Genomic DNA, 15,372 nt, shown 5'->3' on the forward strand with positions numbered 1-15,372 from the left:
CACCCATCGACCGAATCAACAACGGTCGAGGTCAGTACAACTAGGCGGCCGCGCCCGCCGCTGGGGGAGGAGTGGAGAACCGGGACCTCCTCGTGGGCGCGAACAGTCACTGCTGCATCCTCGGGTCCTCGGAGGGGTCGCCATACGTCGCAGGGCAGCCGCGCCCGATGGCCTCGGGGCGCAGCTCGTAGTGCCAGGGCTCGTTGTCGTAGATCTGGCACAGCCCGTACTCGGCGCCGTGCTCGGACAGCCACGCCGTGGCATCCAGTTCCCCGATGTCGACCGCAGCTCCCGACACGTGCGAAGACGTCGCGGCGGTGGCGACCCATCGGCCCGCCTCCTCGGGCGAGCCGTACTCGGCGATGGCCTCCTGGAACAGCTGATCCTGGTACTCGGGGGAGCGCCAACCGCCATTGACGACGAACGCGACTCCGTCGTCCGCGGCATCCGTCGCAGCTTGACGAAGGGCCTCCAGCAGAGCGGGGTCGAGGTTGGCGACCGCTGGCACCCCGTCATCGAAGACCGTGACGCCATCCGCCACCCGGCCGCTCTCGTCGAGCGCGCCGCGATGCTCGCCGGGAGGAGCCGCTGGCGGGGCATCCGATGACGACACCGACGGTGATGCCGACGACGAGCTCGCCAGCGCAGAGTAGCCGGCGGCGGTGATCGCCGCGATGATGATCACCAGGCCGACGACGAAGAGGCGACGCATCCAGTACGTCGACGTTCGTGCTGGTCGGTTTCGGTTCATGCCGCCAGTCAAGGTGGCGAGGTGTTGCCAGCGCGTATGCGGGTTTCCATATGCCGGCGATATGCGGCGGTTCGTAGCATGGCAGCATGCGGGTGCTGATCGTCGAGGACGAGCCCTACATGGCTGAGGCCATCCGCGATGGGCTGCGCCTCGAGGCGATCGCGGCCGACATCGCCGGTGACGGGCACGCCGCGCTGGAGCTGCTGGGCATCAACGCGTATGACATCGCGGTGCTCGACCGCGACATCCCGGGGCCGTCGGGTGACGAGATCGCGGAGCAGATCGTCGCGTCGGGCAGCGGGATGCCGATCCTCATGCTCACCGCTGCCGACCGCCTCGACGACAAGGTCTCGGGGTTCGAGCTCGGAGCCGACGACTACCTCACCAAGCCGTTCGAACTGCGCGAGCTCGTGCTCAGGCTGCGGGCGCTCGACCGCCGGCGTGCGCACAGTCGGCCGCCGGTGCGCGAGCTGGCCGGTCTGCGGCTGGATCCGTTTCGCCGCGAGGTCTACCGAGACGGCCGCTACGTCGCGCTGACCCGGAAGCAGTTCGCCGTGCTCGAAGTGCTCGTCGCCGCCGAAGGCGGGGTCATCGGCGCGGAAGAGCTGCTGGAACGGGCGTGGGATGAGAACGCCGACCCGTTCACGAACGCCGTACGCATCACGGTGTCGGCGCTGCGCAAGCGGCTCGGCGAACCCTGGGTGATCGCCACGGTGCCCGGGGTGGGCTACCGCATCGACGGGGGACCTCGGGCCGGCGACGGCGCTGGCGCGGCCGCTGGCGGCGAGCATGCATAGGATGCCCGGACTGAGCGTTCGGCTCAGGCTCACCCTCAGCTACGCGGGGTTCCTCATGGTCGCGGGCGTGCTGCTGCTCGCGGTCGTGTGGCTGTTCCTCCTGCGCTACGTGCCCGATGAGCAGATCACCCGGCCAGGTCCGGCCGTGCCCAACCGTGGGGACCTCGTGCGCGCCTTCGTGCCGCCGGCGATGTGGGCGTTGTTCTTCCTGCTGCTGTTCGGCCTGCTCGGCGGGTGGATCCTCGCCGGCCGCATGCTCGCTCCACTGACTCGAATCACGGATGCCACCCGCCGGGCTGCGAACGGATCGCTCTCGTATCGCATCGAACTGGAGGGCCGCAACGACGAGTTCCGCGAGCTGGCCGACAGCTTCGACGCGATGCTGGCCCGGCTCGAAGCGATGGTCGCCGAACAGCAGCGATTCGCGGCCAACGCGTCGCATGAACTCCGCACTCCGCTGGCGATCACGCAGACCCTGCTCGAGGTCGCTCGCAATGACCCGAACAGCGTCACCCCCGAGCTCATCGAACGCCTCCACGCCGTCAACGCGCGGGCGATCGGCCTCACCGAGGCGCTGCTGCTCCTCAGTCGCGCCGATCAACGGTCGTTCACCCGGGAACCCGTCGATCTGTCGCTGCTCGCGGACGAAGCCACCGAGACGCTCCTGCTCATCGCCGAGCAGCGCGGCGTGACCCTCGAGAACGCGGGCGACGTCACGCCGACCATCGGCTCGCGCGCGCTCCTGCTGCAGCTGACCACGAACCTCGTGCACAACGCGATCGTGCACAATCTGACTGAACGCGGCAGCGTGTGGATCAACACCGGCGTGCGCGACGGGAGGGCGGTGCTCACCGTCGAGAACACCGGGGAGAAGCTCACCTCTGGGCTGGTCGCGACCCTCACCGAGCCGTTCCAGCGCGGCACCGAGCGCATCCACACCGACGGCGCGGGCGTCGGCCTCGGCCTGGCGATCGTGAAGAGCATCGCGGATGCGCACGACGGAACACTGGCGCTCGAGCCACGCGCTGATGGAGGCATCCGAGTCACCGTGGAACTGCCCAGCGTGGCTTGAGGCACGTCCTCTTCGGAGCCTGGCGGAATCTGGCGCGCTCGGACAGCCCCATATATAAGATTCGACGCCCGTTCTCGATATAAGTTATGCTGCGAATATCCCGATTAACTTATAGTAGAGGGGATTCAATGGAGCGAGTCACCGCTGACCGGGGCATCGACCTGCTCCTTGCATCAGGACTCCAAGTCGAAGTTCAGGGCGCGTCCCGGATCGACCTCCGCGGGCACCGACGCCCACCGGTCGAAATGAAGGTCCGCCAAGCACCCGCAACACCGTCACAGATCGCCCGCGACCTCCGTCAAACGGGTGGTGGCGATCATCTGCTCTACGTGGTCCCTCGCCTGACGCCTACGTTGAGACGCGTCGCTGCAGAGGTGGGTTTCGTCGTCGTCGCTGTCGACGACGGAGTCGTGCTGATCGACGGTCAGGAGTTCCGGCCGTTGGCGGCAGCCGCGACCACACCGACGCTCCCGAGGTCGTCTCGCCGTGTCCCGTGGGGGAGGTTCGCGCTCCTGCGGGCCCTGTGCCGCACTCGTGAACCGCGGACGCAGGCGCAGCTGGCAGATGAAGTCGGCATCACCCAGGCCGCCGTGTCCCAGTCCTTGTCGAAGCTGAACGGCCTCGTGACAAGAGAACCATCCGGATGGTCGGCTGCAGATGTGCAGACGCTCGCCGAGAGCTTCTTGGCTGAGTATCCCGGCGCGGGTGGCATCGGCGTCAACTGGTTCGCCTTGGACCCGGTGGCCGTGCAGGCGGACAAGGCGCTGAATGCGGGCCTCGAGGTGAACGCGATGCTCTCGGGTGATGTCGGTGCCGACCGGATCGCGCCGTGGCGTGTTCCGACGAAAGCGATCGTCTACGCTGCCGCTGGGCTCGACCTGGCCGACGCGGGCTTCGCGCAGGCGACAGTCGAACGGTCGACACTCGAACTGCGGGTGCCAGTTGATCCAACGTTATGGCGGACGGCGAACGCGTATGCCGGCGGGCAGCGCGCGTCGATCGCCGACCCGCTGATAGTGGCGCACGATGTTCTGCGCACCGGTGGCGCCGACGCCGAAGACGCCGTGGAGCACGTGCTGGAGCAGCTGACTCACGATTGGAGTGCCCAGTGATCCGTCGTGCCGCCATTACTGTTTCGACGTCGCGAGCCGACGATGCCGCGTACCGTGCGCTCAACGACGTGGCGACAGCGACAAAGCACGTCGACGACGCGCGAATCGTGGGCGGGCAGATGGTCGGCCTGCTGGTCACCGCATTCCCGACGGCCGCCCAGATCATCCGCAGGACTGCGGACGCTGACGCCGCGGTCTCCACTGAAGTTGCCGCGTCCGGTGCGCTCCACTTCGCATTCACTCGCGCTGGATACGAGCCGAGAAGCGGAAACCGCTACGAGCGCGACGACGGTCGTGCGATCGACGTCCTCGTGCCGACCGAGAGCCGGTTCCGTCACGTCGAGCTCGGAGGGCGCGGATTCGACGCGGTGCCCGGCCTCGGCCTGATCTTGGCAGCTGATCCGATCGTCCTCGATGTTGACGTGACGCTCACGGATGACAGCCGATTGCGGTTCGCCGTCAAGGTGCCGACCGTCGAACACGCCCTGGTCCTGAAAGCGCTGACGGTGCGATCGCGCAACGCTCCGAAAGACCTCGTGGACATCCACAACCTGCTGCAGATCGCGTACCTGAACGAAGCAGACGACATCGGTGGGTGGAGAATCGACGAGCCCGAACGGTCGGGCACGCGAGGCGACGCCCAGTACGTGCTGCATGAGCTCGCGGGCACGGCGCACCGGAGTCCGATGGTGGACAGGTCAGGCGTACGACCGGAGGTGCTGGTCGCGTTGATTCGAGCGAAGGTCGGGCAGCCGCGCAAGCGGCCAGCGCGGCCGACTTGAGGCCGAAGCTCGCAGTGCAGTTCTGGACCGGATGCGCCGAATCGTCCTCGACCTTCGGGTTCAGTCCGCGGCGGCTTCTCGCGGCGGGTTGTACATGAACTCGAAACGGATGCCGTTGTCGTCCTCGACGAAGGACGCGTAGTAGCGGTCGTTGAACCGCGGGAACAGCTTCGGCTCGCGCACGGCCGTCCAGCCGGCATCCATCGCGATCGCGTGCAGGCGATCGACCTCCGCACGCGAATCGACGGGGAAGGCGAGGTGCTGCCAACCGACCCGACCGTGTCGGTGCGGTCCGCTGCCCGGTTCGCGGGTGGGGAAGAGGATCAGCTCCTCCTCGCCCAAGGACCACGACACTGAGTCGTCGGCATCCTGCCGCGTGCAACCGAGCGCCTGCATCACCGGACCGAACTGTGCGATCGAGCGAGGCAGGTCTTCGACGGAGATTCCGAGGTGGTCGAACAGTGGCACCGGGACATCCTATTCAGAAGCGGATGCACCGGCGTCGGCGATCCCCAGCCGCGACAGTCATACCGCGGTACGGCGTCGGATGGGACCGTGGAGGGATGCCCCGGTGCGGGCCTCGTTCATAGCGTCGAGCGCATGGAGTTTCTCACCGACGTCATCCTCTCGCTCGTGCAGTCGCCGTGGGTCTACGTGGCCATCTTCGCCGTGTGCGTCATCGACGGGTTCTTCCCGCCCGTGCCCAGCGAGACGGTCGTCATCGCGGCGGCCGCCGCGGGGGCTGCGACCGGGGAGTGGTGGATGCTCGTCGGGGCGATCATCGCGGCGGCCGCCGGAGCGATTGCGGGCGACAACATCGCGTTCGCGATCGGCCGCAGGGTGGGTCTCGAACGGTGGCGGTGGATGCGGCGCGATTCCGCCCAGCGGGCCATCCGATGGGCACGCGAGGGGCTGCATCGACGGGCCACCGTGCTGATCCTCACCGCTCGCTACATCCCGGTGGGTCGGGTCGCCGTCAACGTCACCGCCGGGGCCACCGGACTCGCTCGTCGGCGCTTCTTCGGGCTCTCCGCCCTCGCGGGGCTGAGCTGGGCCGTGTACTCAGTGGGCATCGGCCTGTTCGCGGGACGCTGGTTGTCGGGCAATCCGTTGCTCGCGGCGCTGCTCGGCATCGCCATCGCCCTGACGATCGGCGTCGTGATCGACCGGGTCACGTCATCGCTTGCCACTCGCCGGGCTCGTCGTCAGGTCGATGTCGACGTCGACGAGACGCAGCACCCCGAGGGTGACGTGACCGATCCGGCGTACGCGGCGAACTGATCGAGTCGTTGATCATTTCGCCGCACCCGACTGACGTGAGCGCAGGTGCCTGACGAAGAACCGGTTCGCGTCCTCTGCCGCGTGTTGCGGGACCCCGGTGTGCCCGCCCAAGTTGGCGTTCAGGGTCTTTTCCAGGGAACCAAGGGCGTCGAACAACTCCAGAGCCATTTGCCGGTCGTTTCCCTCGTCGTCCCACTGCAATAGGACATGCAGCGGGATGGTGACACGGCGAGCGTCCTCCAGAATGGCTCGGGGTACGAAGCTGCCGGCGAACAGCCCCGCGGCGACGATGCGCGGTTCCGCCACGGCGAGCCGGAGGCCGATTGAGATGTTTCCTCCCGAGTACGCGACTGGGCCGCCGATCACGGGCAGCGCGAGGAGGGCGTCCAGGGTGGCCCGCCATTCCGGGACTGCCAACTCGACGAGCGGCAGAACGAGCCGGTCGATGATGTCCGCCTCAACTGGCTCGCCGGCCTCCAAGGCTCGGATCATGTCGGCGCGGGCATCCTCTGCGACGGCGAGCCTCGGTCGGCCAGGGCCTCCGGGGAGTTCGATGGTCGCCGTTGCGAAGCCGTCCGCTGCGGCATGTCGGGCTCGGGCGGCGAGCCGGGGGTACATCTGTCGAACTCCGCCGGGATGGCCCAGCAGGATCAGAGGGGCAGGGGTTGAGGCAGATCTGGGCACCCACAGGATGCCCGGGATCTCACCGACAGAGAAGTCGCGCTCAATGACGCTATCGCGAAGACGCGGTTCAGAAGTGAAGAGCATGGTCGTGCCTTTCGAGGATGCGCTGTGAATGGCGCTCCCGGACGACCTATCGCCCGACCGTGACCCCAAGGAGGAGCACCCACGTCGATTCGTTCACGGGTACCACCTCCTCGATCAATCAGTCGCACGGACTCGGGAAGAGTAGCAGGAGGCGCCGCGGCTCACCAGTGTGGCGATGGACGCGTCGCGTGGCTACCTCGAATAGAGGTAGTATGAGCGTATGCGGAAGCGTGCAGCAGAGGTCGGGCTCGGCGCCGTCGCAACCCTGGGCCTCGGCGCCCCGTTCGTGCTCATCTCGATCGCGCAGCAGGCCATGCCGACGACGATGATGGCCGCCGTGCGTGTCGCGCTCGCCGCCGCCGTGCTCGTCGCCGTGCTCATGGTCGCGCGGTCGCCCCGTGGGCCAGTCGGCGAGCTCAGCGGCCTTCTGCGCCGGCATCCGGCCGCACTGACGTTCGTGGCGGTCGGCTCCGCGATCGCACCGAACCTGTTCATCGGCGCGGCCGAGCACCACGTGTCGACGGGCACGATCGCCGTCATCCTCGCGACGACGCCGATCTGGGTCGCGCTCGGCTCGATCGCGCTCGGCTCGGCGGCGCGAGGCTCGGCGGCGGGCGGCGCCGGCGAACGCCTCCGCGCGCGGCAGTGGGTCGCGCTGCCGCTCGCGATCCTCGGCGTCGCACTCGCCGCCGGCGCCGGTGCACCGGCCGGATCCTGGCCGTGGTCCGCACTTGCGCTCGCCGCGTCGCTCAGTTACGCGGCGTCAGCGCTGGTGCTGCGACGGTGGTTGAACAGCGAGTCGGCGTTGACCGTGGTGGCGGCCGAGATGGTCATCGCGGCGGGCGTCCTCCTGCCGGTCGCCGCAGCGGCGGGCGGTGAGGTGCGGTGGGACCCCGCTGCGTGGGTGGCGGTCGCGGTCGCCGGCATCGGGTGCACGGGCGCAGGTTGGCTCGCGAACACCGCACTCATCCAGCGAGTCGGAGCCGCGGCATCCTCGGTCGTCTCGTACACGTCGGTCGTCGTCTCGATCGCGCTCGGCGTGCTCGTGCTCGCCGAACCGCTCACGCCGCGAGTCATCGCCGGAACGACGGTGCTCGTGGCATCCATCGCACTCTTCCTCACGCCGCGTCCGCGTCGGGCGCGCCCCACCCTGAAGGAGCCTGTCGTGCTCGAACTCTCCATCCTCGGCTTCCTCGCCGAGTCGCCGATGCACGCCTACGAGTTGCGGCGTCGGATCTCCGCGCTCACCGGGCATGTGCGACCCGTGAGCGACGGCGCGCTCACGCCCGCCCTGCGGCGGCTCGAGCGGCGCGGACTGCTCTCGCGGTCGGAGTCCGCCGAATCCGGCGGTCCGCCGAGGATCGTCTTCGGGCTCACGCCGGCCGGGAGAGGCGAGTTGCTGCGCCGCCTGCGAGATGCCGACGGCCCTGACATCTCCGACCGCAACCGCTGGTTCACCGTGCTCGCGTTCCTGCATCACCTCGACGATGCGGCCGAGCAGCGCGCGGTGCTCGAGCGTCGGCTCGCATTCCTGGAGGAGCCGTCGCGCGGCTTCTTCGCCGAGGGCACGCCCGGTGCGGATGCCTCGCCGTTCCGCCGGGGCATGAACGCGATGGCGGGCGACATCTGGCGGAGCGAGCACCGCTGGCTCTCCGGCGAGATCGCGGAGCTCGCGACCTGACGCGGCGGAGAGCACCGCGATGCGGGATGCCCCTACTCGACGAGCTTGCCGACCACCGAGACCTCGCGCATGAGTGCCGCGATCTCCTCGGGAATCGGCGGGATCTCCTCGCGGGTGACCCCGGTCGACGGCGACCACACGAGGTTCACCTGCAGAGCAGCATCCGTCTCGGGATAATCGCTGCGGTTATGGCATCCGCGGGTCTCGCGTCGTTCGAGCGCAGCCTCGAGGGTCGCGCGAGCGGCCAAGGCGGCCGACTTGAGGTCGAAGGCGTGCGCGAGGTCCTGGTAGCCGGCGATGTCGGGGTGCACGCCGATGTCGGCCATGCGAGCCTCGATCGCGTCGAGCTCGGCGAGCCCGGCGAGGAGGCCGGCTTCGTCGCGCACCACGCCGGCGTGCTCGGTCATGGTGTTGCGGATGTCGCGCTGCAGGGCGCGAACGTTCTCGAATCCATCCGACGCGAGCAGCGAGGCGATCTCGTCGCGCGCAGCCCGTACCGCGGCCGCCGACCGCTTCTGCGCCGGCAGCGACGCCGAGTACGCGGCTGCGGCCTGCCCAACGATGCGTCCGAAGACGAGCAACTCGATGAGCGAGTTACCGCCCAGGCGGTTGGCGCCGTGCAGGCCGGAGGATGCCTCGCCGATGGCGTAGAGGCCCGGGACATCCGTGCCGTGGTCGTCGGGTCGCACCCACACGCCGCCCATCGAGTAGTGCGCGGTGGGCGCGATCTCGATCGGCGACTTCGTGATGTCGAGCATCTGCAGCTCGAGCATGGTCTGGTAGACGCGGGGGAGACGCTGCATGATCGTCTCGCGGGGCAGGTGCGAGACATCCAGCCAGACACCGCCATTGGGGGTGCCGCGCCCCTCCTTGATCTCGGTGTACGCCGCGAGGGCGACGCGGTCGCGCGTCGACAGCTCCATGCGCTCGGGGTCGTACTTCGCCATGAAGCGCTCGCCGAGCCCGTTGGTGAGGATGCCGCCCTCGCCACGCGCCGCTTCGCTGATGAGCGTGCCGGCCGCGTTCTCGGGCTCGATGATGCCCGACGGGTGGAACTGCACGAGTTCGGGATCGCGCACCCGCCCGCCCGCCTCGACGGCGAGGCGCCACGAGTCGCCCGTGTTCTCGTCGCGGCGCGACGAGGTGCGCCGCCAGATGCGGTTGTGGCCGCCGGCGGCCAGGATGACGGCGTCGGCGTGGATGAGGTAGCGCGTGCCGTCCTCGAGGTCGAAGCCGTAGGCACCGAAGACCGCACCGTCATCGTTGACGAGGATGCGCGTGACGTACACCGTGTCGAGGATCGGCACGTTCAGCTGCGCGGCCCGGTTCACCAGCGTGCGCTGGATCTCGAGGCCGGTGTAGTCACCGGCGAACGCGGTGCGACGGTACGTGTGGGCGCCGAAGAAGCGCTGCGAGATGCGGCCGTCGTGCTCGCGGGCGAACGGCATGCCGTAGCGCTCGAGGTCGTCGATGCCGCGTGCCGCGTTCTTGGTGACGAGCTCGACGGTGCGCGGATCGGCGAGGAGGTAACTCTCCTTGAGGGTGTCGGCGGCGTGCTGCTGCCAGGAGTCGTCGGGATCCATCGTGGCGAGGGCCGCGTTGATGCCGCCCGCCGCGAGCGACGTGTGGGCATCGGACTTCGGCCGCTTGCCGAGCGCGAGCACGTCGACGCCCGCCTCGGCGAGCTCGATGGCGGCGCGCAGGCCTGATCCGCCCGTGCCGATCACGAGGACGGTCGTGGAGATCTGCCGCTCGGAAGCGGTGCTGCCTGAAGCACTCATGGAACCGACGCTACGTTGGGTGGTTACATGAGTCCAATGCATCTTCAGCTTGACGACGATGCGCGTACGCTATTGATGTGAACCTCGAGCAACTGCGCAGCTTCGTGGAGGTGGCCCGGTTCGGCAACTTCACCCGCGCCGCTGAAGAGCTCTACCTCGCCCAGCCGTCGTTGAGCCGCCAGATCGCGGCGCTCGAGCAGAGCCTCGGCGCCGAGCTGTTCCACCGCGCCCGCGGCGGCTCGACGCTCACGGCCGCCGGCGAGTCGCTGCTGCCGCTCGCCCGCCGCATGCTCGCCGACGCCGAGTCGGTGCGCCGCGAGCTCGCCGAGCTCGCCGGCCTCGAGCGCGGCCGGGTGCGGCTCGGCGCCACGCCCACGCTCTGCATCAGCCTGGTCGCCGAGGTGCTCAGCATGTTCCACGCGGAGCATCCGGCCATCGAGCTGCACCTCTCGGAACAGGGGTCGCGACGCCTCCTCGACGAGCTCGCCGGCGGTGAGCTCGACCTCGCGCTGATCACGACGTCGGATGCCACGACCGCCGAGCGATTCTTGGTGACACCACTGCTCGTCGAAGAGCTCGTCGTCGTGTCATCCGCCGCCGGACCGCCCGTCACGGATCGCGACACCATGAGCCTCGCGGATGTCGCGGGCCTGCCGCAGATCGTCTTCAGCTCGACGTACGACCTGCGCAGTGCGACGGATGCCGCATTCCGGGCTGCGGACCTCGAGCCCGACGTCGTGCTCGAGGGTGCGGAGATGGATGCAGTGCTGCGGTTCGTCGAGCGCGGCCTTGGAGTCGCGATCGTACCGGCGATGGTGCTGATCGATCGCCCCGGGCTGCGGTCGGTGCGGATCGAGGCGCCGACGCTCACCCGCATGATCAGCCTCGCTCGCCCCGCGGATGTCGCGCCGACCGCGGCGGTCGAGGTCATGCGGCACACGATCACCGCCAGCGCCACGGCGTTCGCGGCCAGGGCGGGGGAGACGATGCAGCTCGCCCAGGGGATCGAGTAAAGTGCTACATTGTAGAACATGGGCGAAGTCGGAATCAGGGCGCTGAAGCAGAACGCGTCGGAGGTGGTCGCGGCGGCGGCGGCCGGCGAGTCGGTGACCATCACCGACCGCGGGCGCCCGGTTGCCAGGCTCGTTCCGCTGCGCGGCGGGCGATTGTCGGAGCTCGTCGAGTCGGGCCGCGCTCGTGCACCGCGACGTGGCATCGGCGACCTCCCGCCGCGACGACTCGCCGAGGTCGATGTCAGCGCAGAGCTACGGCGAGCCCGAGCCGACGAGCGGTACTGATCTCCGTGGCTCACTACCTCGACACCTCCGCCCTGGTGAAGCTCGTCATCGAGGAGGCCGAGTCGGTTGCGTTGGCCGACTGGCTCGCCGCGGCCGAACGCGGGCCCGTGACATCCGATCTCGCACGAACCGAGCTGTTGCGCTCGGTTCGCCGCTGGGCGCCCGAGCAAGCCGTCGCGGCCACGCAGTTGCTCGAAGCGATGACCGTCCTCACCCTCGCCACGTCGACGTTCGAGACCGCCGCGCGACTCGACCCCGCCGAGCTGCGCTCGCTGGATGCGCTGCATATCGCCGAGGCGCTCGAACTCGGGGACGAGCTCGACGGTTTCGTCACCTATGACGACCGGCAGGCCGATGCCGTGCGGGCGTACGGGATCGAGGTCGTCGCTCCCGCGTAGCGGGCGTGGCTCGGTGCGCCAGGTGCACACTTCCTCCTCACCTCCAAGCGCGTACCTCCTCACCTCCAAGTGCGTACCTCCTCACCTGGAAGTGCGTACTTCCGAACGCGACTCGGCTGTCGTACGGTGACTCGGTTACTGAAAGCGACGAAGAGGAGCACTTCCGACATGGCACGCATCACGGTTCTGGGCGGCACTGGCTACGCGGGCGCGGCGATCGTCACCGAGGCGCAGAAGCGCGGGCACGAGGTCACCGCGGTCAGCCGCACGGCGCACACCGAGCCCGTGCCAGGAGTGCAGTACGTCACCGGCTCAGTGCTCGACGCGAGCGTGCTCGACGAGGTCACCGACGGACGGGATGCGGTCATCGTCGCCCTGTCGCCGCGCGGCGACATGGCCGGGAAGGTGGAGGGCGTCGTCGAGGACCTCATCGCTCGGCTCGCCGACACCTCGACGCGGCTCGGCTACATCGGCGGGGCGTCGTCGCTGCAGGCCGAGGCGGGTGGGCCCACCCTGTGGGAACTCACGCACGAGCAGTTGCCGGCCGACGTGAAGCCCGAGATCGAGACCGGTCTCACGGCGTTCGAGCTGCTCAAGGCGAGCCCCGAATCGCTCGACTGGTTCTTCGTCAGCCCGCCGCAGGAATTCGGATCATGGCTCGGCACGACCCCGAAGGGGAGCTACGTCCTCGGCGGCGACGTGCTGCTCAAGGACGACGAAGGGAAATCGACGATCGCCGCTGCCGACCTCGCGCTCGCGATCGTCGACGAGCTCGAAGCGCCGACCCACCACCGTCGCCGATTCACCGCCAGGCATTGACGCCCCGTCGTCGCCGACCGGACGTCAATGCGAGACTGCCGGGGTGACCGACATCGAGTTGGCCCGCATCGGCGGCGGCACCGTCCGCCTGCACGACGCGCGGCGCAAGGTGCGGTGGAGCGTCGAGCTCGAGCCGTTCGAGATCGGGGTGTACCCGGTGACGCAGGCACAGCTCGGCGAGTTGCTGGGTGAGACGGCGTCGCATCCGCGCCGGCCGGCGACCGACGTGAGCTGGCTGCGGGCCATCCGGTTCTGCAACGCGGCCTCGGAATGGGAGGGGCTCGACCCGGCGTACACGTTCGACGGTGAGGATGTCACGTGGCACGTCGACGCTGACGGGTACCGCCTGCCGACCGAGGCGGAGTGGGAGTTCGCGTGCCGCGCCGGGTCGACCGGACCTAACTACGGTCCGCTCGCCGAGATCGCCTGGACGAGCGCCGACGGCGTGACGGCGCCGCAGCCGGTCGGCGGGAAGCATCCGAACCTCAACGGCCTCTTCGACACGCTCGGCAACGTGTGGGAGTGGTGCTGGGACCTGCTCGACCCTGCCCGCTACGACGACTACCGCGTGTTCCGCGGCGGCGGGTTCGCGGATGACGCGTGGAGCGTGCGAGCGTCGACGCGGCGTGGGGGAGCGCCGCGCATGCACCACGAGGACGTCGGGTTCCGGGTCGCGCGGGGCGGGTTCGAGGCGACGGATGCCGCGCAGGGATGGTCGGCTCAGGCCGACGTCGAGCGGGCCGCCGTGAACGGGCCGCTGCCGCCCGGCTGGACCCCGCGGCGCTGAGTCAGGATGAGATCGACTGGGCGGGGATGCCTCGAAGCCGCGGCCACCAGCACCGCACCGCTTCCCGATAGCGCCGATACGGTTCGCCGAACCGCGCCTCGAGGTCGGCCTCCTCGAGCGGTCGCACGACGAAGTTCCACACCAGAGATCCGGCGATCGCGTAGACGATCACGAGCCACGACGACAGCATCAGCCCCACGCCGACGCCCTGGAAGATCCCGGCGATCGCCATCGGATTGCGGACGACGCGATACGGGCCGGCGACGACGAGCCGATTCGGCATCGCCGCCGGCAGCGGGGTGCCGCCGCCCCTCGCCGACATCGCGGCAGCCGACCAGAGCCCGAGCGCGCTCGCGAGGAGGAGCACCGCAAGACCCGCGGCCCAGGTCAGCGGAGGAAGCGGCATCCTCAGTCCCCAGCGCTGCTCGATCGCGGCCAGCGCGAGCGGGATGACGGCGAGGAAGAGCCCCCAGAAGACCACGATCTCGAGCCCGGTGGCCGCCACATGCGTTGCGGTCGTCGCCCGCGCCGCCGGGCGGAACGCGAACGGGCCGCGGGAGACGAGCCACTCGGTCGGGATCCGCCCGAGCAGCACGAGGCAGAGCGCGACCACCGATCCGCCCGCGGCCGCCGTCATGAGCAGCACGCCCCAGCCCGCCTCGGTGGTCACCGTCGCGTACGCCGCCAGGCCGATGGTGACCAAGATCGTCCAGCCGGTGGCGATGATGGCCGGGACCCTTCCGCCGACGGCCGCCGCCGCCGCCGACGCGACGACGAACAGGGGGATGTCGAACACGGCCACGATCACCGGATCGAGGCTTCCAAGGGTGGCCTCACGTACGACGGGCGATGCGAACACCGCGACCCACCAGGCGCCACCGGCGATCGCCTGCACGGCGAAGTACCGACGGCCCCACATGGCCGAACGATAACACCAGCCGTCAGAATCGAACGGTGAGGGGACCGAGAGCCTCGTCACCGCTCATGGTGCGATGAGCGACAGCTTCGGGAAGTACGTCTCGTAGCGTCGGTGGTCTCGCGTGAGCAACGCATGTCCAGCGACGAGCGCGTGACCGCCGATGTAGAAGTCAGGCAGCGGGGTCGGCCGCTGACCACCATTGCGACGGTAGGCGAGGAAGGCTTTCCCGGCAACGAACCCGGCCGAGAACGGGAGTGGCTCGCGAACGAACAGGTTCGCGGGGAGCAGGTCGTCGAGCACCTCGATCTCGGCGAATCCGACCGAGACCTCGGCGTAGACGATCGGATCGATGACGACCGGCCCGGCGTCGAGTGCTCGCGCGAGCTGCTCCCCCGACCAGGAACCCCAAGCCGGGTCGTCGGTGAACACATCGAGCAGGACGTTCGAATCGACGAGAACACCCATCGTCACTCGTCGCGCAGAAGGCGCATGAGTTCATCGGTCGAGCGGGTCGTGCTGGCGCGGCCGCGCATCCGGGCGACGGCCCTTCGGCCCCTGCTGCCGACCGGATCTGCGTGAACGATGCGCAAGGTGTTGCCGTCTTCGACGACCTCGACCTCGTCGCCTTCGAAGAAGCCCAGGCGATGTCGGAGTTCGGCGGGGATCGTCACCTGTCCCTTGCTGTTGAGACGCATGTGTAAGACCTCCTCGTAATACATACTACGCGGGAAACGTAGGAAATGGTGGTGGTCCGTCAGGCCGCAGAATCGAACGGTGACGTCCGCCGCCGCCGAGTTCATCGACCGCACGCTGCAGGCCGAGGCATCCGACGAGCGGGCGGCCGCGGATGCGGAGCGAGTGGGCGGCGGGTTGCGCTTCTACGGGGCATCCGTCGGAGCGGTTCGTGGCACGATCCGCGACGCCCGCCGGCGACATCCGCGTCTGACGCACGACGACATCACGGCGCTCGCGTCGGAACTGTGGTCGACGCCGGTCTACGAGCGACGGCTCGCGGCGATCGTCCTCCTGCAGGGAAGTGTCAGCGAGCTGGGGGCGTCCGATCTCACGCGGCTGGAGCATTCCTCCGCGATGCGCGCGCGCCCGAGCTCGTCACCCCGCTCGCCGT

General features: G+C 69.1%; 18 protein-coding genes and 1 pseudogene. 12 read left to right on the top strand and 7 right to left on the bottom strand.

Annotated features, from left to right (window positions below; translation table 11 throughout):
* Positions 1-106 precede the first annotated feature (106 nt).
* A complete protein-coding gene (locus tag EZM51_RS00005) occupies positions 107-751 on the bottom strand; it encodes a M15 family metallopeptidase (RefSeq protein WP_211195759.1) in 645 nt (214 codons plus the stop codon).
* Positions 752-837: 86 nt separating this feature from the next.
* Between EZM51_RS00005 and EZM51_RS00010 the strand changes: the two genes are divergently transcribed.
* The 4 genes from EZM51_RS00010 to EZM51_RS00025 all read left to right on the top strand — a co-directional run bounded on the left by EZM51_RS00010 (position 838) and on the right by EZM51_RS00025 (position 4,514).
* Entirely contained in the window at positions 838-1,548 is a 711-nt protein-coding gene (locus tag EZM51_RS00010) for a response regulator transcription factor (protein ID WP_136706040.1), read from the top strand.
* Positions 1,541-2,620, top strand: a complete 1,080-nt coding sequence (locus EZM51_RS00015; RefSeq protein WP_136706041.1) for a HAMP domain-containing sensor histidine kinase — start codon at positions 1,541-1,543, stop codon at positions 2,618-2,620. The genes EZM51_RS00010 and EZM51_RS00015 overlap by 8 nt, the downstream gene beginning before the upstream one ends.
* A gap of 128 nt (positions 2,621-2,748) precedes the next feature.
* A complete protein-coding gene (locus EZM51_RS00020; RefSeq protein WP_169053725.1) occupies positions 2,749-3,732 on the top strand; it encodes a winged helix-turn-helix domain-containing protein in 984 nt (327 codons plus the stop codon).
* Positions 3,733-3,851: 119 nt separating this feature from the next.
* Positions 3,852-4,514, top strand: a complete 663-nt coding sequence (locus tag EZM51_RS00025) for a hypothetical protein (RefSeq protein ID WP_136706043.1) — start codon at positions 3,852-3,854, stop codon at positions 4,512-4,514.
* Positions 4,515-4,574: 60 nt separating this feature from the next.
* Here the strand turns inward: EZM51_RS00025 and EZM51_RS00030 are convergent, their stop codons facing one another.
* Complete coding sequence (locus EZM51_RS00030; protein WP_136706044.1) at positions 4,575-4,982, bottom strand: VOC family protein; 408 nt, start codon at positions 4,980-4,982, stop codon at positions 4,575-4,577.
* Positions 4,983-5,114: 132 nt separating this feature from the next.
* Here EZM51_RS00030 and EZM51_RS00035 point away from each other — a divergent pair, with 132 nt between their 5' ends.
* The gene (locus tag EZM51_RS00035; protein WP_136706045.1) at positions 5,115-5,795 is read left to right on the top strand and encodes a VTT domain-containing protein; all 681 of its coding nucleotides are present in this window, start codon (positions 5,115-5,117) and stop codon (positions 5,793-5,795) included.
* A 12-nt stretch (positions 5,796-5,807) separates the two neighbouring features.
* Here the strand turns inward: EZM51_RS00035 and EZM51_RS00040 are convergent, their stop codons facing one another.
* On the bottom strand, positions 5,808-6,563 hold the full coding sequence (locus EZM51_RS00040) for an alpha/beta hydrolase (RefSeq protein WP_136706046.1): 756 nt from the start codon (positions 6,561-6,563) through the stop codon (positions 5,808-5,810).
* A 220-nt stretch (positions 6,564-6,783) separates the two neighbouring features.
* Between EZM51_RS00040 and EZM51_RS00045 the strand changes: the two genes are divergently transcribed.
* Entirely contained in the window at positions 6,784-8,244 is a 1,461-nt protein-coding gene (locus EZM51_RS00045) for an EamA family transporter (protein ID WP_136706047.1), read from the top strand.
* Between the two features lie 32 nt (positions 8,245-8,276).
* Here EZM51_RS00045 and EZM51_RS00050 read toward each other — a convergent pair whose 3' ends face one another.
* On the bottom strand, positions 8,277-10,025 hold the full coding sequence (locus tag EZM51_RS00050; protein WP_136706048.1) for an FAD-dependent oxidoreductase: 1,749 nt from the start codon (positions 10,023-10,025) through the stop codon (positions 8,277-8,279).
* A gap of 71 nt (positions 10,026-10,096) precedes the next feature.
* Between EZM51_RS00050 and EZM51_RS00055 the strand changes: the two genes are divergently transcribed.
* The 5 genes from EZM51_RS00055 (at position 10,097) to EZM51_RS00075 (ending at position 13,327) form a co-directional block, all read left to right on the top strand.
* Positions 10,097-11,038, top strand: coding sequence for a LysR substrate-binding domain-containing protein (locus tag EZM51_RS00055; RefSeq protein WP_169053776.1), 942 nt, complete (start codon positions 10,097-10,099; stop codon positions 11,036-11,038).
* A gap of 18 nt (positions 11,039-11,056) precedes the next feature.
* On the top strand, positions 11,057-11,323 hold the full coding sequence (locus tag EZM51_RS00060; RefSeq protein WP_136706050.1) for a type II toxin-antitoxin system prevent-host-death family antitoxin: 267 nt from the start codon (positions 11,057-11,059) through the stop codon (positions 11,321-11,323).
* A gap of 5 nt (positions 11,324-11,328) precedes the next feature.
* Positions 11,329-11,721, top strand: coding sequence for a type II toxin-antitoxin system VapC family toxin (locus EZM51_RS00065; RefSeq protein ID WP_136706051.1), 393 nt, complete (start codon positions 11,329-11,331; stop codon positions 11,719-11,721).
* Between the two features lie 168 nt (positions 11,722-11,889).
* On the top strand, positions 11,890-12,540 hold the full coding sequence (locus EZM51_RS00070; RefSeq protein ID WP_136706052.1) for an NAD(P)H-binding protein: 651 nt from the start codon (positions 11,890-11,892) through the stop codon (positions 12,538-12,540).
* Between the two features lie 43 nt (positions 12,541-12,583).
* The gene (locus EZM51_RS00075) at positions 12,584-13,327 is read left to right on the top strand and encodes a formylglycine-generating enzyme family protein (protein WP_136706053.1); all 744 of its coding nucleotides are present in this window, start codon (positions 12,584-12,586) and stop codon (positions 13,325-13,327) included.
* 1 nt (position 13,328) lies between these two features.
* Here EZM51_RS00075 and EZM51_RS00080 read toward each other — a convergent pair whose 3' ends face one another.
* The 3 genes from EZM51_RS00080 to EZM51_RS00090 form a co-directional block, all read right to left on the bottom strand.
* Positions 13,329-14,246 carry an isoprenylcysteine carboxylmethyltransferase family protein gene (locus tag EZM51_RS00080; protein WP_136706054.1) on the bottom strand — a complete coding sequence of 306 codons (918 nt, stop codon included), beginning with the start codon at positions 14,244-14,246 and terminating at the stop codon, positions 13,329-13,331.
* Between the two features lie 63 nt (positions 14,247-14,309).
* Positions 14,310-14,711 (bottom strand): type II toxin-antitoxin system VapC family toxin, encoded by a 402-nt coding sequence (locus EZM51_RS00085; protein WP_136706055.1) that lies wholly within the window; start codon positions 14,709-14,711, stop codon positions 14,310-14,312.
* A 2-nt stretch (positions 14,712-14,713) separates the two neighbouring features.
* Positions 14,714-14,941, bottom strand: a complete 228-nt coding sequence (locus EZM51_RS00090) for an AbrB/MazE/SpoVT family DNA-binding domain-containing protein (RefSeq protein WP_136706056.1) — start codon at positions 14,939-14,941, stop codon at positions 14,714-14,716.
* 163 nt (positions 14,942-15,104) lie between these two features.
* On the opposite strand from EZM51_RS00090, the pseudogene EZM51_RS20930 reads away from it, so the two are divergent.
* Positions 15,105-15,263: pseudogene (locus EZM51_RS20930) on the top strand (DNA alkylation repair protein); the annotation flags it as partial.
* Between the last annotated feature and the right edge of the window lie 109 nt (positions 15,264-15,372).

Origin of the sequence: Agromyces sp. H66, from assembly GCF_004959775.1 — a bacterium.
Classification (GTDB): Bacteria; Actinomycetota; Actinomycetes; order Actinomycetales; family Microbacteriaceae; genus Agromyces.

Bases quoted from the DNA above. Each gene is read 5' to 3' on its own strand.
- EZM51_RS00050 (WP_136706048.1), bottom strand. From the start codon at position 10,025: ATGAGTGCTTCAGGCAGCACCGCTTCCGAGCGGCAGATCTCCACGACC.
- EZM51_RS00070 (WP_136706052.1), top strand. From the start codon at position 11,890: ATGGCACGCATCACGGTTCTGGGCGGCACTGGCTACGCGGGCGCGGCG.
- EZM51_RS00060 (WP_136706050.1), top strand. From the start codon at position 11,057: ATGGGCGAAGTCGGAATCAGGGCGCTGAAGCAGAACGCGTCGGAGGTG.
- EZM51_RS00040 (WP_136706046.1), bottom strand. From the start codon at position 6,563: ATGCTCTTCACTTCTGAACCGCGTCTTCGCGATAGCGTCATTGAGCGC.
- EZM51_RS00090 (WP_136706056.1), bottom strand. From the start codon at position 14,941: ATGCGTCTCAACAGCAAGGGACAGGTGACGATCCCCGCCGAACTCCGA.
- EZM51_RS00020 (WP_169053725.1), top strand. From the start codon at position 2,749: ATGGAGCGAGTCACCGCTGACCGGGGCATCGACCTGCTCCTTGCATCA.
- EZM51_RS00015 (WP_136706041.1), top strand. From the start codon at position 1,541: ATGCATAGGATGCCCGGACTGAGCGTTCGGCTCAGGCTCACCCTCAGC.
- EZM51_RS00025 (WP_136706043.1), top strand. From the start codon at position 3,852: ATGGTCGGCCTGCTGGTCACCGCATTCCCGACGGCCGCCCAGATCATC.
- EZM51_RS00005 (WP_211195759.1), bottom strand. From the start codon at position 751: ATGAACCGAAACCGACCAGCACGAACGTCGACGTACTGGATGCGTCGC.
- EZM51_RS00010 (WP_136706040.1), top strand. From the start codon at position 838: ATGCGGGTGCTGATCGTCGAGGACGAGCCCTACATGGCTGAGGCCATC.
- EZM51_RS00080 (WP_136706054.1), bottom strand. From the start codon at position 14,246: ATGTGGGGCCGTCGGTACTTCGCCGTGCAGGCGATCGCCGGTGGCGCC.
- EZM51_RS00085 (WP_136706055.1), bottom strand. From the start codon at position 14,711: ATGGGTGTTCTCGTCGATTCGAACGTCCTGCTCGATGTGTTCACCGAC.
- EZM51_RS00045 (WP_136706047.1), top strand. From the start codon at position 6,784: ATGCGGAAGCGTGCAGCAGAGGTCGGGCTCGGCGCCGTCGCAACCCTG.
- EZM51_RS00035 (WP_136706045.1), top strand. From the start codon at position 5,115: ATGGAGTTTCTCACCGACGTCATCCTCTCGCTCGTGCAGTCGCCGTGG.